Below are 15962 nucleotides of genomic sequence, written 5' to 3'. Positions count from 1 at the left end.
CAGTCGAGACGGGTCGGGAGACGGGGTTACGTGGGCAGCGAGCCGTCGCGCAGCAGCGTGCGGGCGGTCCAGATGACCCAGCCGCCGAACAGCACCGCGCCGATGGCCTCGGGCACGGCGAAGTAGGTCCAGGTGTCGCCGTCGCCGGTCCAGACCATCGCCTCCAGCAGCACCCAGACGACCCAGGTGAACAGGTGGGCGATGCCGAGCCACATCGTCGCGACGCCCACCGTCGCGTTCCGGTCCAGGGCGAAGCCGGTGCCGAACACGAGCAGCGCGACCGTGAGCAGCAGGAAGAAGCCCGCCGCGAACGGGAAGTGGAGCGCGTTCGCCGGGCCGTCGAGGTAGGCGTAGCCGATACCGGTCATGAACAGCAGTGCGAGCGTGAAGGCGACGACGCCGGCCTTCTCGATGCCGTTGATCGTCTCGCTCCAGAGGCGGGCGACGTACGGCAGGCCGACGATGCCGCCGAACAGCAGGCCGCCGTTGAACAGGACGAACGCGAGCTGGTCCGCGGTCCCGAGCGCGAACAGCGACCGTCCCGTCGCCTCGCCGATGCTCGACAGCGAGCGCGACTGCCAGCTGAACAGCGGGTCGATGAACGTGGCGAGCAGCATCATCGAGAGGGCGACGGCCGGGGCGACGAGTCCGAAGTAGGTCAGCATGCGACGCGTGTCGGTCATGCACCGTAGCTTTCGCCCCAGCGACAAATACCTGTGTGAACTCGGGCAACACGCACGAACCGTTTTACCGACGGCGACCCCAGCCTCGGGCATGTCCGGACTCGTGTTCTTCGGGAGCGAATCGTACGAGGAGACCGCGGCGTTCTACGTCGAGGAGGTCGGGGCGGAGGTGTGGCTCGAGCAGTCGGCCTGCACCATCCTGCAGTACGACAACCTGCTCTTCGGCTTCTGTGACGCGGACGAGACCGAGACGCAGGGCGTGCTCACGTTCGTCACCGAGGACCGCGAGGGGGTCGACGCGTTCTACGACCGGTTCGCCGACCGGGCCCGCGACGAGCCGTCGGTGACCGAGGCGTTCGACATCTACAACTTCTTCGCGACGGACCCCGACGGCCGGACGATGGAGTTCCAGACGTTCCTGCACGAGACGGAGCCGGTCTGACCCGCGACGGCCGAACTTTTTGGCAAGCCTAAAGTAGGCGCATCGGTAAGCCAGAGCCGATGAGCGAGCACTCTACGGTGGACCCGTCCGACGAGGGCGAGGACGGCGCAGACCGGACAGACGACCCGCCCTTCACCTTCGACGACGTGGCGGTCGTGATGGGCACCTACAACGAGGAAGCGGCCATCGAACACGTGCTGACCGACATCGCCGCGGTCACAGACGGCCGGGCCGAGGTCGTCTGCGTCGACGGCTCCGACGACGCCACCGCCGAGGTCGCCCGCGAGCACGGTGCGACCGTCATCGAGCAGGAGCCACAGGGCTACGGCGTCGCCGTCCGCGAGGCGGTCCTCACGCCCGACCGCCCCATCGTCGTCACCACCGACTGCGACGACACGTACCCGATGGAGGCGCTCCCGCGGTTCCTCGAACTCGTCAACGAGGGCTACGACGTGGTCTCGGGCGACCGACTCCACCACGGTGCGGAGGCGATGCCGGCGTTCAACCGCTTCGGCAACCACGCGTTCGCGGCGCTGGCATCGGTGCTCATGGGCGAGCGCGTCCACGACACCACGACCGGGATGCGTGCGTACCGTCGCGAGGTCGTCCAGGACATCACCTGGACAGAGAACACCGGCCTCTCGGCCGAACTCCTGATCCGGCCGGCGATGCGCGGCTACGACGTGATCGAGACGCCCATCGAGTACGACGAGCGCCGCGGGGAGACGAAGCTCGATCCGATCGGTGGTGGCGCCGCCATCGGGAAGTCCATCCTGACGGTCGGGCTCGGCGAACGACTTCGGTTCTGAGGCGACGCGACACTCTCGTTTTCGCTGCCGGCCGCCGCCGTCAGCGTCCCGTCCATCCACACACCGCCGAGGTGTTCGTCCGGGTGGTCGGGCAGGTACGTGCCCTCCAGTCCGCAGTCGACGACGAGCCGGCAGACCGACGACTCCGGCGGCCAGACGACCGCGACACCGTCGGCCGTCCGTCGAGCGTCGAACTCCTGGCGGTAGGTGAGCGTCGCGCCACCGTCGTAGGTCAGGACGACCGCCACGGCGAACTCGGTCGTGTCGTTCAGCGGCACCGACCCGTTCTCGCCCAGCGCCCGGACGCCGTCCTCGGTGAGTCGGAGCCCGTCGGGGCCGACGGTCCAGTTCGCGGCGAGGCGCTCGCCGAGCCCGTCCTCGACGACGAACTCGCGGACCTCGCCGTCACCCTCGAGCCGGACGATGGCGCTGTTGGCACCCGACGGGACGGCGATGCGGGTCGTCCCAGAGAGCTGCTCCCCCGAGCGGATCTCGAGTCGTTCGAGCTTCCCGATCGGCCGGTCGGTCGCGTCCGGCACCCACTCGCCGTGGTAGGTGAACCGGTACGGGGTCCGGTTCCCCGTGGCCGCCAGCACCGCGAAGTCGCTCTCGGGGTCGCGGTCGAGCGCGTACACCACGTCGCCGTCGTAGCCGGCGTCGTTCCGGAGTGTCTGGAACGGGTGGGCGAGCCAGTCGCCGTACGGCGTCGGGACGAACACGACCGCGTCGTCGAACTCCTGCCCCAGAACGGGCTCGTAGATGGTGCCGTACTTCTCGGTCGTCCCGGCGTGCTCCGTGACCGGGTCGTCGAGTGCGTTCCGCTCCGCGACGCCGACGGCCGGGAGCGAGACGACCAGCAGGGCGGCGAGGACGACCCGCGCGGCGGCTTCCGAGCGACGGTCCGCGACGACTGCACGGAGCCGGTCGACCGCGGCGACGACGCCGAACGCGCCGAACACAGCGAGCGGGACGACGAGGTCGAAGTGGTAGAGCGGCCCGAACAGCGAGAGCAGCCCGTCGCCCAACTCGTCCGGCCCGGAGCTGACGTTGTAGGTGCCCCAGAACGCGAGGTTGCCGACACAGACCGTGGGGACGATTGCGAGCAGCAGGAGGGCGAGGCAGTCGTCCGAGCAGTGCGGTCGGTCGAGCCGCGGCGACGCGCCGGTGTCGGTTCCGGGGAGGAAATCGGCACGGCGGCCGAGCCACACGGCTGCTCCGGCGAGGAACGCGGCCGTGCCGACCCAGCCGCCGACGGTCCACCTGGTGGCCGACTCCCAGAGCAGGACGACGTTCGTCCGGACCGCCAGCGTCGGTGTGTAGACCAGATCGTGGTTCAGGATGCGCCGCTGTCCGAAGCCGAGGCCGTCGAGCGGCGCGAACGCGGCGTAGGGGAACACCACCGGGTCGCCGGTCAGGAGCCAGTTGTAACCCAGCGTCGTGGCGACGCCGACGATCCCGAGCGCCGCGACGACGAGGTTCCGGGCGACGAAGCCGTTCGCCAGGAGGGCGTCCCGCGAGCGATCCGACCGTCGGTACGCCGTCGCCAGCGTCCAGCAGGCGTGGCCGACGAACGGGAGCGCGAACAGCACGGCGGTGTACGGCCGCGCGAAGAACGCAAGCGCGACGGCGACGCCGGCGACCACGGCGTACCGGCGCGAGCCGCGGCGGTGCGCCCGGACGTACGACAGCGCGAACAGGAGGTTCAGCAACGTCGTCGGCGCGTAGGGCAGGAACACCGACGTGGTGAGGAGGAACGTCGGCGTCAGCAGCACGAGGATACCGGCGAGGACACCGACGCGCCGGTCGAACGCCTCCGTCGCGAGCGCGACGGTGAGGGCGACGATGCCCGCAGCGACCGCTGCGAGCGCGAGCCTGGGCTCCCCCAGCGCCATCCCCAGTGCGAACATCGCCGACGGGACGGGCGCGTACTTCGGGTACATCGAGTCGCCCTCGGTGATGAAGAACCACGGTCTGAACGCCTCGGTCAGCCCGTCGGGCGGGTACGCGTGGAGCCGGCCGTCGAGCAGCAGTGACGCCTGATGGAGGTAGACGCCCTCGTCGTGGTTCGCGGAGTGGTACGGGAACAGCTCGGTGGCGACGAACAGGACGACGGCCGCCGCGAGCGCAGCGAGGATGAGGGTCGGCACGCGGGGTCGCGTGAGACGGTCGGGCAGGGGGCCGGCCATCTGTTCAGCGGAACGAGCCGTCCTCGTCGGTGGCGGGGAACCAGGCGAGGTCGTGGTCCGCGGTCAGGTCGACGCGGACGGACTCGTCGAGGTCGACCTGGTCGGTGTGGTTGTGCATGCACTCGACGACGTCGCCGTTGTCGAGCTCGACGCGGTAGAGGATGGTCGGGCCGAGGTATCGCCGGTAGACGACCCGTCCGTTCGACTCCTCCCCGTCGGCGAGGGGGCGGGCCTGGATGTCGTCCGGGCGCACCAGCACGTCGATGCGGGTGCCGTCGTACTCGCCGGCGAGGCCGTGTATCATCCGGCGTTCCACCTGACCGACGCCGGTCTCGACCTCGTCGCCGTGGACGTAGCCCGAGAGGAACGAGGCGTGGCCCAGGAAGCCCGCGACGAAGCGCGACTCGGGGTGCTGGAACACCTGCTCCGGCCGACCGACCTGTTCGAGCTGTCCCTCCGACATCACGGCGACCCGGTCGGAGATGCTCATCGCCTCCTCCTGGTCGTGCGTGACGGAGACGGCGGTGACGCCGGCCTCCTTCAGGATGCGTCGCACCTCCTCGCGCATCTCCACGCGGAGGTCGACGTCCAGGTTCGAGAACGGCTCGTCGAGCAGGAGCATCTCGGGCTCCGGCGCGAGCGAGCGGGCGAGGGCGATGCGCTGCTGCTGGCCGCCGGAGAGCTCGTCCGGGTGGGCGTCGCGGTGGGACTGCAGGTCGACGAGGTCGAGCATCTCGTCCACGCGTTCGGCCGTCTCCTCGTCGTCCATGTCGGTCAGCCCGAACGCGACGTTCTCCGCGGCGGTCATGTGCGGGAACAGCGCGAACTCCTGGAAGACGACGCCGACGCCGCGCTGTTCCGGCACGACGAAGCTCCCTCCGCCCGAGACGGGGTCGCCACCGAGACGGATCGCGCCCCGGTCGGGCCGTTCGAGGCCGGCGATGAGCCGGAGCGTCGTCGTCTTCCCGCAGCCCGACGGGCCGAGCATCGTCAGTATCTCGCCCTCGCGGACCGACAGGGAGAGCCCGTCGATCACCAGTTCCGAGCCGTAGGCCTTCGACACGTCGTCGAGTTCCAGCACCGGCTCGCCGTCCTCGACGGACGGGCGCTCGTACACCGTCTCCACGTCTGCAGTTATCGTTGCGTCACTTGACATCGTATCCCTCCTGTGAGAGGATGACGAAGATCGAGACCGCCGAGACGCCCAGCAGGATGAGCGCCGGCACGGCGGCGTCGTAGAACGCCTGGTTCCGGTGGGCCTGCCAGACCTGCATCACCAGCGTCTCGTACCCCGTCGGGTGGAGCAGCAGCGTCACCGGCAGCTCCTTCATCGTCGTCAGGAAGACGAGCGCCGCGCCACCGAGCAGGCCGGGGGCGGCCAGCGGGAGCGTCACCGACCTGAACGCACCGACGGAGGTGCGCCCGAGCGTGCGGGCTGCCTCCGGCAGCGCCGGGTTCACCTGCAGGAACGACGCCCGGGTCGAGCCGACCGACTGGGGCAGGAAGCGGACGACGTAGGCGAAGATGAGCAGGGGCAGGGCCTGGTTCAGGCTCGGGAACGTGCGCGTCGAGAGGTAGATGAGCGCGAACGCGACGACGACGCCGGGCGCGGCGTAGCCGAAGTAGCTGAGCCGTTCGGTGAGCTGGCCGACGCGGGTATCGTGTCTGGCCGAGAGGTACGCGATGGGCAGGCCAGCGAGGGTCGCGACGAGCGCGGCCGCGAGCGAGAGCTTGAGCGAGTTGGTCAGGTTCGACAGCTGGAACGGCACCCGCCACCCTGGCTCCGGCCCGGCGAGCAGCCAGCCGACGAGGATGACCACCGGGAGCACGATGGCGACGAGCACCACGAGCGAACAGAACGCCAGCGCGGGCCACCGCCACGCGCCGAGTCTGGCGAGCGACGCCTGTCCCCCCTGTCGGCCGCCCGCGAACTTCTCGTTGTTCCGCGTGCGGTTCTCGACGGCGAGGATGAACACCGTCACGGCGAGCAGCTGGAGCGAGAGGAGCGCCGCCCGGTCGAGGCCACCGCCGCGGCGCGTCGCCGACTCGATGACCGTCGTGAACACGTTGTACCCCATGATGGCGGGGGTCCCGAAGTCGGAGAGGGCGTACAGCGCGGTCAGCAGCGCACCGGCCGCGATGGCGGGCTGGAGCTGCGGGAGGACGACCCGGCGGATCGCCTGCAGTCGCGTGTGCTTGAGCGTCCGGGCGGCGTCGACGAGCGTCGTGTCGACGGTCTTCAGCCCGGCACGGGCGGTGATGTAGACGTACGGGTACGTGTACAGGGTGATGACGAGCACCGCGCCCTCGAGCCCCGTGATGTCCGGTATCCGTGGGACGCCGAGCGGGGCGAGGAACTCGTTCACGTCGCCGCCCTCACCGAACGCGCTCGTGAACACGAACGCGCCGATGTAGCTCGGGATGACCAGCGGCAGCGTGACGAGGATGGTCCAGATGCGTCTGCCGGGGAGATTCGTCCGGACGGTCAGGAACGCGAGCGGGACCCCGAGCAGGATGGAGAAGAACGTGACGCCGGTGACCATCACGGTGCTGTTGACGAACACCGCGACGGTCGTCTCGCGCGTGATGATGTCCAGTGCGACGTCGAACGGGACGTTCGAGGCGGCGAGCAGCACCCAGACGAACGGACTGGCGACGGCGGCGGCGACGGCGGCGCTCGCCAGCGAGAGGCCGAGCGGGTACGCACCGCTCTCGCCGCTCTCTCCGCCTTCGTCTGCCGTGCTTGAGTCGTGCTGCTCGACTGCCATCACCTAGACCTGTATCCCCACCTCGCGCATCAGATCGATGGTCGGCCCGATGTCGGAGAGCTGTGCAAGGTCGAAGTCGGGCGTCGCGAGTTCGTCGACGGGTGGGAGGTCGCCGACGGGTTCTACCTCGGGGATGAGTGGGTACTCGAATGTACGTGTTGCGAAGTACTCCTGGGCCTCGGCCGAGAGCAGGTGCCGGACGAAGTTCGTCGCGAGGTCCTCGTCGTCGGTGCTGCTGACGACGCAGGCGCCGGCAACGTTGAAGATGGCACCGGCGTCGTTCTGGGTGAACGCCGTCGCGAGGGGGGCATCCTCGTCGTTGGCGAGGACGCGCTGGATGTAGTAGTGGTTCGCGAAGCCGGCGCTGAGCTCGCCGTTCGCGACCGCACGCGAGACGATGAACTCGTCGCTGTAGCGGGTGACGCCGGCGTCGAGCATGGCCTCGAGCCACTGCTTGGTCTCCTCGCGGCCGCTCATGACCCGCATCGCGGTGAGGAAGCCCTGGAACGAGCCGTAGCTCGGTGCCCAGCCCATGTCGCCGGCGAAGTCGGCGTCCGGGACGGCCATGATGTCGTCGGGGACGTCGGACTCCGAGAGCTCGTCGGTGTTGTACGGGATGGTCCGGGCACGGCCGGAGGTCCCGACCCAGGCGCCGCCGTCGGCGCGGTACTGCGAGGGGACGTGTTCCTGGATGTCGTCGGGGAGCGTGACGGTCAGGCCCGCGTCGGCCAGCAGGCCGAGCGCACCGGCGTTGACCGAGAAGAACACGTCTGCCTCGCTGGCGTTCCCGGCGGTCTCGATCTGGTTCGCGAGCGTGGTCGAGGCCTCGTACCGCGTGTCGACCGTGAAGTCCTCGTACTGGTCCTCGATGTAGCCGAGCAGCGTGTTGACGAGCGGTTCGCCACGTCCGGAGTAGAGCGTGAGCGTGCCGGAGAGGTCGGGCATGTCGGCCATCGGTGTGCCGCCGGGCGCGGGACGGCCGTCCATCCCGGAGCCGATGAGGCCGAGTTCGCCGCCGCTGTCGTCGTCGTCGCCGGTCAGTGAGCTGATACAGCCAGCAGATGCCGCGATGCCGGTCGCCGACGCCGCCGCGAGGAAGCGGCGACGGTCGACGCGTGAGTCGGTGGAGTCGTGGTCGTTGTGGTTCATAGTTGGTTTAGGCCTGCCTAAATGTTTTATACCTGCCGATACAGCTCAGTCGTCGGCCGTCGCCGCGACGGGCTCGTGGCCCGCGACCGGCGACAGTTCGTCGAGGCAGTCGAGCCAGTCGAGGCAGTACTCGCCGACGTAGTTCAGGAACTCGCCGTTCTGGTAGTCGTCGAACTCGCCCTCGACGAGCGCGTCGGCCATGGCGGCCATGACCTCTGCGTAGGTGTCGGCGTCCGCGCCCTCGCCGTGGACGACCTCCCAGAAGTGCTCGTTGCACTCCAGCCCGGCGACCTCGTTCGCGAGGTCGTCGAACGTCGAGCGCGGAGCCTTGTTGTGCTCGCACAGCGGGTCGCCGTTGATGACCTGGCCACCGAGCACGTCCGCGGCGCGCTTGAGGAAGACGCCCGACCAGATGTCGTCGAACCGTCCGACGTTCCACGGGTTGTCGTCCATGGGACACTGGTAGAACGCCGGGACGATCTCGCGGCGGAAGGCGAGGTTCATCGAGCAGACGGTGAGGTAGTTGTCCTCGGCGGCGACGAACTGCTCGCCGAAGTCCGCGGCGGTCGTCCGGGTCTGGGCCTGGCCCTCCAGGTCGCCGTCCATCAGGATGCGGACGGCGTCGAGGTCCGGGACGTTCGTCCAGAGGCCCTGCGAGGCGACGACGTGGTCGACGGTCGTGGTGTCCGTCTCCACGGTCTCGTCCATCGCGGCGTAGGGGTACCCACGCGGGTAGAGGCCGTGTTCGTCCGCGTTCTCGTAGAGCACGTTCACCCACTGCTCGTCCGAGGCCACGCGCTCGATCTCGCCCTCGTAGGCGAGGTTGGCCATGTGCTTGCCGAAGAAGTCGTGGTCGTCGTGGGGCAGCGTGTCGTCGTCGATGAAGAAGCCGTACTCGAACTCGTCGTGCCAGAGGTACAGCAGGCCGAACGAGGTCTGGGCGTGGCTCGCCGCCGGGACGAGGTGACTGTACTCGCTGATCCCGTGTTCATCGTACCACGTCTCGCGGTCGGACTCGTCGAACACGCGGCCGGAGACGTCGAGGTCGTCGAGCATCTCCCGCATGGCGTCGGCGTCACAGAAGTCCTCGGTGACGAGGACGAAGTGGAGTCTGTCCGTCTCGAAGCCGTGGTCCCGCGCATTTGCGACGTACGAACGGATGCACTCGTACTCGCGGATGGTCGGGACGACGACGCAGATGTCCGCTGTTGTCATCGCTTACTACGAACCTGTTTAGGGCGGCCTAAAAGTCTATCTATCTTAGGGCGACCTAAGAAACCGTCCCGTTCGACGCCAGGCTGTCCGCGAGGCCGGACTACACCGCGAAAAATGGCGGTTTGACTCCGTGCCGTCGGTCGGTTTGTCGCTACCACTCGGGGACGACTTCGCCGATACAGCCCTCGCCGGGCTCGTAGTACGAGTAGTGGTCGGGGACGTAGTCGACGTTGTGGTCCTGGTAGTTGCCGGGCTGGGTGCCCTCACAGCCCTCCTCGCCGACGGCGGAGTCCCACTCGGCGGTCGTGTACGCCCAGTTGAGCACGTCGTCGTCGGACTTCCAGTAGTTGTCCACCTGCCCGACCGCACCCGCGAGGTCGGGGCCGTAGCGGCCGCCCGTCGAGACGGCGTCGTTGTCTGCGGCCCCGCCGAGCAGCGAGACGGACTGCACCGCGTCGGTGATGCCGTTCGCGTTCAGCACCTCGATGCAGCGGAGCGTGACCCGCGCGCCGAGGGAGTGACAGACGAGCCGGATGGTCGTATCGGGGTTCGCCGTCCGGTACTGGTTGACGAAGTTGGCGAGCTTCTTGCCGTTCTCCTCGGCGATCTCGGTGGAGTCCCACCAGCCGAAGACGCTGGAGTCCGAGTCCCAGCTGAAGCCGATGACCGCACCGTCGTAGCCGTTGTTGCGGTAGGCGGTCTCGGCGGTCTGGAAGCCCTCGATGGCGCTGTCGGGTTCGTTCATCCAGCCGTGGACGTGCACCAGTAGCTCGTCAGGGGCCGCCGAGTCGAGTCCGGGGATGTCGCCGGCGGTGTCGTAGTCCCACTCGGTGTGCCCGTCGGTGAGGTAGACCGAGCCGTACCAGGTGATGTCGTAGTGTCCTCTCGTGGTCACCCGCGGGTACGTGTCAGCTGCCGCCGCGGTCCCCGCGGCGCCGACGGCGAGGCCCGTTCCCGCCACGGCCGTGGCTCCTGCGCCGAGGAAGCGTCGTCGACTGAGGTTCTGTGCACCGTGTTGCCTGCTGTCATGCCCGTGTGACATTACCAATCGCATCCAGGGGAGGAGATTTAAAACCCGATGGAAGCCAGGAAAATAAAATTTAACTCTGTTCCTGATTAAAATACTGCACGGGGCGCCCGGCGTGGTGCGACACTGCCACCAGCAGGTGACGTCGGTTGCCGACCACAATCTGTCGAGGCAGGCAGCCGAACTCCACGTCACCTCTTTGCACGTCACCTGTCTGTACGACACCGCTCCGCAGGTCACCGCTCCGCGACCGTCGGAACCTACTCTGGGAGCGCGTCGATGAGGACGACCGCCTCGCCGTCGATGACGACCCGCTCGTCCTCGTCGTCCTCGATGACCGTCGAGAGCCGGTACTGGCCGCTCCCGAGGTCCTCCAGCACCTCGACCGTCGCGGTCACCCGGTCGCCGATGCCGACGGGCGCCTCGAACGTCAGCTCCTGCGAGAGGTAGATCGTCAGGCCTGGGAGTCGGGCGAGCGCCGCGCTCACGAGCCCCGAGACGAGCGTCCCATGTGCGATACGGCCGCCGAACCGTGTCTCCGCCGCGAACTCGTCGTCGAGATGGAGCCGGTTCGTGTCGCCGCTCGCGGCCGCGAACGCGCGAACGTCTTCCTCGTCGAGCTTCTTCGAGAACACCACGGTGTCACCTACGGTGATGTCCTCGGCCTCCTCGACGGTGCGTTCGAACGTCCAGTCGGCGTGCTCGTACACCACCGACGGCACGGACGCTTCGACGACCTCGTCCTCCTCGCTCGTCGTCGTATCCTCCGTGGCTACCGACGTCGCCTCCACTCCGGGCGCGAAGGCCGCGAACGCCGCTCGATTCGCCGCTGTTGCCCCCTTGACGGCGTTCTCCGCGAAACTGGTCCACGCCGTCGCCATCGCTGCAAAGGGCGACGCTACGTGGGTCTCTCGTTCACCCATGCTGCCCTCCTAAGACAGGCGTGCGTATCACTCCTTTGGCTGCGCCAAGGTTCGCACCGGCCGTTTCCGTACATCCACGGACAGATACTCTCGTGTGGTACGGTACCGAACTGCTATCTCCCCGGGAGACCGGAACGCTCGCACCCACTCAATACCATTCGATGGTTCTCTCTGGTTTTCAGCGGAATCTTTATGCCACTGGCCGGTGTATCACAGTGTGATGACGGACGATTCGCCGCAGATGCCGTGGTCCCCGTTCATGTTCCAGCAGATGCAGGAGCAGATGAAGGAGGCGAGCGAGCAGATGATGGGATCCCAGTCGGAGCTGTGGGAACAGTTCCTCAAGAGCGGGGCCGGCGGGTCGGACACGATGTCCGACCTGACCGCGATGAGCCGTGGCGCGGCGATGTTCAAGACCCGCGTCCAGAGCAGTGGTCGCATCAGTATCCCCGACGCCGAGCGCGAGGCGCTCGACATCGGCGAAGGCGACATCGTCCAGACGATAGTCATCCCAGTCAAACGCAACAACGGTGATTCCGATGAGTGAAACTACCCAGAACCCGATGAAGCCCGTCTTCCAGATGCAGCGCACGATGCTCGAGAGCAGCCAGCAGGCGACCCACGACGTCGTCGAGGCGCAGAAGGAAGCGGTCGCACAGATGACCGAGTCCGTCGAGCAGTACCAGTCGCTCAGCGAGCAGAACGCCGACCTGTCGAAGAAGGCGCTCCACGCGTACTTCGACGCCGTCGAGTCCATGCTGCCCGAGGGCTCCATGGACCTCTCGGAGTTCGAGCAGCTGCTCGACGAGCAGTACGACGCGCTCACCGAGAACCAGGCCCGCATGATGGAGGCAGCCGTCGAGGCCATGGAGGAGAACGCCGACGCCTTCGACCAGTACGCGGACAGCTACACCGAGGTCGTCGACAGCTCCTTCGACTCGTTCCTCGAGGCCCACGAACGCATCGAGGGCAACTTCGAGGAGGCCAGCGAGCAGTTCGAGGACGCCGCCGAGGAGCTCTCGGCCTGAGCGCCCCGACGAGTCCTTTTATAACCAGCGAAACCCATCTTCAGACAATGACAGACTCATACCCCCAATCGACGGTACCGACCGAGTGGAACGACTTCGTCTCGCGCATGAACGAGCAGTTCTTCGAGGCGATGGAGAAGAACATGGAGGCACAGGCGGAGTTCGTGGAGCAGTGGTCCGAGACGGTCGAGGGGACCGGCCAGGAGATGGGCGACCTCGACGAGAGCGTCGAGGGCTACAGGCGCGCCTACGAGGCCTGGATGGACGCCGCCGAGCAGATGATCGAGCGGACCGAGGACGGCATGCAGGGCGAGGAGGTCGAGTACGAGGAGTTCCGCGACATCTGGCTCAACACGGCGAACCAGGCGTTCAAGGAGGTCATGTCGACGAGCGCGTTCGCCGCCTGGACCGGCTCCAGCGTCGGCCAGATGCTCGAGATGCAGCAGCAGGCCGACGAGGCCGCAGAGGACACGCTCCACACGCTCGGCTTCGCCACCGAGGGCGACGTCGAGGAGATCGGTGACCGCCTCGTCGAGCTCGAACGGCGCCAGCACGCGGTCGAGAAGAAGCTCGACCGCGTCCTCGAACACGTGGAGGAGTAAGATGCAGAACCCGTTCGCAGCCACACTCGACATGCAGCGTCAGGCCTGGGAGAACGCCGCCGAGGCGTTCGAGAAGGCCGGCGTCGCGCCCGACCGCGCGGAGACCATCCAGGAGGTGGACGTCGGCGAGACGCCCAGCGAGGTCGTCTACGAGGAGAACAAGCTCCGTCTGCTCCACTACGAGTCCCGCACGGACGAGCAGGAGCCGATCCCCATCCTCATCGTCTACGCGCTCATCAACCGGCCGTACATCCTCGACCTGCAGCCCGACCGGTCGGTCATCCGGACGCTGCTGGACAAAGGCTACGACGTGTACATGATCGACTGGGGCGAGCCGTCGACCCTCGACCGTTCGCTGACGCTCGACGACTACGTCAACCGCTACATCGACAACTGCGTCGACGAGGTCCGCCAGCGCTCCGGTCAGGACGCCATCAACGTCCTCGGCTACTGCATGGGCGGCACGATGTCGACCATGTACGCCGCGCTCCACCCGGAGAAGGTCCACACCCTCGCCCTGATGGCCGCCGGGCTCTGCTTCGCCGGCGACTCCGGCGTCCTCGAGCTCTGGGGGGCAGAGGACTACTACGACCCCGAGAAGGTCACCGACACGTTCGGGAACGTCCCCGCGGAGTTCCTGGACGTCGGCTTCGCGCTGATGGACCCCGTCCAGAACTACGTCACGAAGTACGTCCGGTTCTACGAGAACATGGAGGACGAGGACTTCGTGGAGAACTTCGCCCGGATGGAGGAGTGGCTCGGCGACGGCATCGACGTCGCCGGGGAGACGTACAACGAGTTCATCCGCGACGTCTACCAGGAGAACAAGCTCATGGAGAACGAGCTCTACCTGGGTGGCGAGCACGTCGACATCGACAACATCACGATGCCGGTGCTCCAGATCGTCGCCGAGTACGACCACCTCATCCCGCCGGAGGCGTCGAAGCCGTTCAACGACGTGCTCCCGACCGACGACAAGACCATCATGGAGTTCCCGACCGGCCACATCGGCATGTCGGTCTCCTCGCGCAGCCACGCCGAGCTCTGGCCCGACGTCTGCGACTGGTTCGGCGAGCGCATGGTCGACGACACGGGCGACGTGTCGACGCCCACCGTCGACGTCGAAGCCGGGACGGACGCCGCCGGGGATTCGAGCGTCGAGATCGAGGTCGAGGGCACCGCCGAGGCCGACCTCGAGGACATCGACGGCATCGGGCCGGCCTACGCGGACCGTCTGCGCGACGCCGGCGTCGACTCCATCGCGGCGCTGGCGGCGGCCGACGCGGTCGAGCTCGCCGAGACGGCCGACCTGCCGGTCTCGCGCGTCGAGGACTGGATCGCCGCCGCGGCCGACCACGCAGAGTAGCGCCGGTCGCTGGCCAGCTCTGCAGTGGGGTCCGGTCCATGGTCGTGGGTGGCCATCTGGCTCCCCACACCGGGACCGACCCCGACTGGGTTTCTATCGTTTCGCTGACCGTCCCGCTGAGGAATATTTAAGTCCGTTTTTCGTGAACTACTTGCATGGACGGGCGACCGGAGTGAGGTGACTCTCGCCACCCGAGTCGTCCGCGCCCTGGACACTCATCATGCACATGGACGGACGCACATGCGTCATCACAGGCGCAGGACGCGGTATCGGACGCGGCATCGCTGAGCACCTCGGTCGAGAGGGAGCGAACGTGGTGGTCAACTACCGGTCGTCTTCGGAGTCGGCGGAGGCGTGTTGCGAGGTGATCAGGCGCGAGGGTGGCGACGCCATCGCGTCGCAGGCGGACGTGACCGACATGGTCGAGGTCGAGGCCATGCGCGAGGAGGCACACGACGCCTTCGGCTCGGTCGACGTCCTCGTCAACAACGCCGGCATCACGAAGGACACCCGGTTCGTGAAGATGTCGCGCGAGGACTGGGACAAGGTGATGGACGTGAACCTCGGCGGGATGTTCAACTGCACCAAGACGTTCTACGACGACATCTGGGAGGCCGACGAGGGCCGGCTCATCAACATCTCCTCCATCGTCGGCAAACAGGGCAACTTCGGGCAGGCGAACTACGCCGCCGCGAAGGCGGGTATGTTCGGCTTCACGCGGACCATCGCCATCGAGCTCGCCTCCGGCGGGTCGACCGCGAACTGCGTCGCGCCCGGCTTCACCCGGACCGATATGCTCGAGAGCGTCCCGGAGGACGTCAAGGAGCGCATCGTCTCCCAGATCCCGCTCGGCCGGTTCGCCGAGATCGAGGACATCGCCGCCATCGTCCGGTTCCTCGCGAGCGAGCAGTCCTCGTACATCACCGGCGAGGTCATCGACGCCAACGGCGGGATGGACCTGTAGGGGGTCGGCGACACCGTCCGGGCCTCTTCTCGCGTGACGAGCCCTGTCGCGTGGCTCCGACGCCGTCACTCCGGCTCGTAGACGTAGGACGTGTAGGCGTCCACGTCGTAGAACAGGGTCCCGGGTGGCAGCCCCCGAAGCCGCCAGACGACGAACAGGTCGCCCACGGCACCGCCGGTGTTCAGGACGAGGGCGAACCAGACGAACGGGACGTGTGGCCCCGGGACGAGGAGCAGGAGCACACCGATGGGTGTGAGGACGACCAGCGGTGCGACCACGGCGATGGCGAGCTGGCGTCGTGTCTGGAACTGCTCGAAGATTGCCGTGTAGAACGCGCCGAGTCTGGGGGCGACACCGAAGGAGACGTCGAACCCGAGCGAGCGGAAGGCGAGTCCGTGGACGAGTTCGTGGAGGACGACGGTGCCGACGAGCGAGACGACGAACACCGTGCCGAACTCGATCCCGTCGACGGCGACCGTGAACCCCTCGGCCGTCTCCTCGAAGACGACGAACGGGAACGCGGCTTCGAAGCCGGCCGTCGTGGTCGCCAGCCACGCGAACGCGACCAGCGCGACCGGGCTGACGACGACCGAGAGCAGCGTGAGCGTCACCGCCGAGTAACGGAACGGTGTCCCGGCGCGGTAGCCGGCCCGTGTGGGGGGTTCGTAGGCCGCACCGTCAGGCGGCGCGGGGGCCCTGGCGGGGTTCTGGCCGCCTCGGTCCGGTGGGGACGACATGAAACGGTGGTCTGTCTCCGGAGAGAAATGTGTTTGGAAGGGGTGCGCGTCTTCGCTTCCGGG

15 protein-coding genes and 1 pseudogene are annotated in these 15962 nt (G+C 67.7%); 7 read left to right on the top strand and 9 right to left on the bottom strand.

Features of this window, described 5'->3' with window-relative positions; all coding sequences use genetic code 11:
• Positions 1-26: 26 nt before the first annotated feature.
• Complete coding sequence (locus ACSG06_RS10150) at positions 27-683, bottom strand: DUF998 domain-containing protein (RefSeq protein WP_440990142.1); 657 nt, start codon at positions 681-683, stop codon at positions 27-29.
• Positions 684-774: 91 nt separating this feature from the next.
• Between ACSG06_RS10150 and ACSG06_RS10145 the strand changes: the two genes are divergently transcribed.
• Together ACSG06_RS10145 and ACSG06_RS10140 are read left to right on the top strand one after the other, a co-directional pair.
• Positions 775-1125, top strand: a complete 351-nt coding sequence (locus ACSG06_RS10145; RefSeq protein WP_440990141.1) for a VOC family protein — start codon at positions 775-777, stop codon at positions 1123-1125.
• A gap of 59 nt (positions 1126-1184) precedes the next feature.
• Positions 1185-1934, top strand: coding sequence for a dolichyl-phosphate hexose transferase (locus tag ACSG06_RS10140; protein WP_440990140.1), 750 nt, complete (start codon positions 1185-1187; stop codon positions 1932-1934).
• 203 nt (positions 1935-2137) lie between these two features.
• Here the strand turns inward: ACSG06_RS10140 and ACSG06_RS10135 are convergent.
• The 7 genes and pseudogenes from ACSG06_RS10135 to ACSG06_RS10105 form a co-directional block, all read right to left on the bottom strand.
• Positions 2138-3874, bottom strand: a pseudogene (locus ACSG06_RS10135) (DUF7846 domain-containing protein); the annotation flags it as partial.
• A gap of 250 nt (positions 3875-4124) precedes the next feature.
• Complete coding sequence (locus ACSG06_RS10130; RefSeq protein WP_440990139.1) at positions 4125-5276, bottom strand: ABC transporter ATP-binding protein; 1152 nt, start codon at positions 5274-5276, stop codon at positions 4125-4127.
• A complete protein-coding gene (locus tag ACSG06_RS10125; protein ID WP_440990138.1) occupies positions 5266-6888 on the bottom strand; it encodes an ABC transporter permease in 1623 nt (540 codons plus the stop codon). The genes ACSG06_RS10130 and ACSG06_RS10125 overlap by 11 nt, the downstream gene beginning before the upstream one ends.
• Positions 6889-6891: 3 nt before the next feature.
• A complete protein-coding gene (locus ACSG06_RS10120) occupies positions 6892-8037 on the bottom strand; it encodes an extracellular solute-binding protein (protein ID WP_440990137.1) in 1146 nt (381 codons plus the stop codon).
• A 45-nt stretch (positions 8038-8082) separates the two neighbouring features.
• Positions 8083-9252 (bottom strand): alpha-1 4-glucan-protein synthase, encoded by a 1170-nt coding sequence (locus ACSG06_RS10115; protein WP_440990136.1) that lies wholly within the window; start codon positions 9250-9252, stop codon positions 8083-8085.
• A 151-nt stretch (positions 9253-9403) separates the two neighbouring features.
• Complete coding sequence (locus ACSG06_RS10110) at positions 9404-10294, bottom strand: DUF726 domain-containing protein (protein ID WP_440990135.1); 891 nt, start codon at positions 10292-10294, stop codon at positions 9404-9406.
• 245 nt (positions 10295-10539) lie between these two features.
• Positions 10540-11202 (bottom strand): MaoC family dehydratase, encoded by a 663-nt coding sequence (locus tag ACSG06_RS10105; RefSeq protein ID WP_440990134.1) that lies wholly within the window; start codon positions 11200-11202, stop codon positions 10540-10542.
• A gap of 220 nt (positions 11203-11422) precedes the next feature.
• Here ACSG06_RS10105 and ACSG06_RS10100 point away from each other — a divergent pair, with 220 nt between their 5' ends.
• The 5 genes from ACSG06_RS10100 (at position 11423) to ACSG06_RS10080 (ending at position 15162) form a co-directional block, all read left to right on the top strand.
• The gene (locus ACSG06_RS10100; protein ID WP_440990133.1) at positions 11423-11749 is read left to right on the top strand and encodes an AbrB/MazE/SpoVT family DNA-binding domain-containing protein; all 327 of its coding nucleotides are present in this window, start codon (positions 11423-11425) and stop codon (positions 11747-11749) included.
• A complete protein-coding gene (locus tag ACSG06_RS10095) occupies positions 11742-12230 on the top strand; it encodes a hypothetical protein (protein WP_440990132.1) in 489 nt (162 codons plus the stop codon). The genes ACSG06_RS10100 and ACSG06_RS10095 overlap by 8 nt, the downstream gene beginning before the upstream one ends.
• Positions 12231-12277: 47 nt before the next feature.
• Positions 12278-12832, top strand: coding sequence for a poly(R)-hydroxyalkanoic acid synthase subunit PhaE (locus tag ACSG06_RS10090; protein WP_440990131.1), 555 nt, complete (start codon positions 12278-12280; stop codon positions 12830-12832).
• Between the two features lies 1 nt (position 12833).
• A complete protein-coding gene (phaC, locus tag ACSG06_RS10085; RefSeq protein ID WP_440990130.1) occupies positions 12834-14198 on the top strand; it encodes a class III poly(R)-hydroxyalkanoic acid synthase subunit PhaC in 1365 nt (454 codons plus the stop codon).
• A gap of 220 nt (positions 14199-14418) precedes the next feature.
• Complete coding sequence (locus ACSG06_RS10080) at positions 14419-15162, top strand: beta-ketoacyl-ACP reductase (RefSeq protein WP_440990129.1); 744 nt, start codon at positions 14419-14421, stop codon at positions 15160-15162.
• Between the two features lie 65 nt (positions 15163-15227).
• On the opposite strand, the gene ACSG06_RS10075 is transcribed toward ACSG06_RS10080, so the two are convergent.
• Positions 15228-15899, bottom strand: a complete 672-nt coding sequence (locus ACSG06_RS10075) for a DUF3267 domain-containing protein (RefSeq protein WP_440990128.1) — start codon at positions 15897-15899, stop codon at positions 15228-15230.
• Between the last annotated feature and the right edge of the window lie 63 nt (positions 15900-15962).

It is taken from the genome of Haloarchaeobius baliensis (assembly GCF_052060055.1).
Classification (GTDB): Archaea; Halobacteriota; Halobacteria; order Halobacteriales; family Natrialbaceae; genus Haloarchaeobius; species Haloarchaeobius baliensis.
This window is presented reverse-complemented; position numbering and strand designations above follow the sequence as displayed.

Coding starts and splice junctions, on each gene's coding strand:
- ACSG06_RS10120 (WP_440990137.1), bottom strand. CDS start 8,037: ATGAACCACAACGACCACGACTCCACCGACTCACGCGTCGACCGTCGC.
- ACSG06_RS10105 (WP_440990134.1), bottom strand. CDS start 11,202: ATGGGTGAACGAGAGACCCACGTAGCGTCGCCCTTTGCAGCGATGGCG.
- ACSG06_RS10110 (WP_440990135.1), bottom strand. CDS start 10,294: ATGTCACACGGGCATGACAGCAGGCAACACGGTGCACAGAACCTCAGT.
- ACSG06_RS10095 (WP_440990132.1), top strand. CDS start 11,742: ATGAGTGAAACTACCCAGAACCCGATGAAGCCCGTCTTCCAGATGCAG.
- ACSG06_RS10125 (WP_440990138.1), bottom strand. CDS start 6,888: ATGGCAGTCGAGCAGCACGACTCAAGCACGGCAGACGAAGGCGGAGAG.
- ACSG06_RS10090 (WP_440990131.1), top strand. CDS start 12,278: ATGACAGACTCATACCCCCAATCGACGGTACCGACCGAGTGGAACGAC.
- ACSG06_RS10140 (WP_440990140.1), top strand. CDS start 1,185: ATGAGCGAGCACTCTACGGTGGACCCGTCCGACGAGGGCGAGGACGGC.
- ACSG06_RS10100 (WP_440990133.1), top strand. CDS start 11,423: ATGACGGACGATTCGCCGCAGATGCCGTGGTCCCCGTTCATGTTCCAG.
- ACSG06_RS10080 (WP_440990129.1), top strand. CDS start 14,419: ATGCACATGGACGGACGCACATGCGTCATCACAGGCGCAGGACGCGGT.
- ACSG06_RS10130 (WP_440990139.1), bottom strand. CDS start 5,276: ATGTCAAGTGACGCAACGATAACTGCAGACGTGGAGACGGTGTACGAG.
- ACSG06_RS10115 (WP_440990136.1), bottom strand. CDS start 9,252: ATGACAACAGCGGACATCTGCGTCGTCGTCCCGACCATCCGCGAGTAC.
- ACSG06_RS10150 (WP_440990142.1), bottom strand. CDS start 683: ATGACCGACACGCGTCGCATGCTGACCTACTTCGGACTCGTCGCCCCG.
- ACSG06_RS10075 (WP_440990128.1), bottom strand. CDS start 15,899: ATGTCGTCCCCACCGGACCGAGGCGGCCAGAACCCCGCCAGGGCCCCC.
- ACSG06_RS10145 (WP_440990141.1), top strand. CDS start 775: ATGTCCGGACTCGTGTTCTTCGGGAGCGAATCGTACGAGGAGACCGCG.
- phaC (WP_440990130.1), top strand. CDS start 12,834: ATGCAGAACCCGTTCGCAGCCACACTCGACATGCAGCGTCAGGCCTGG.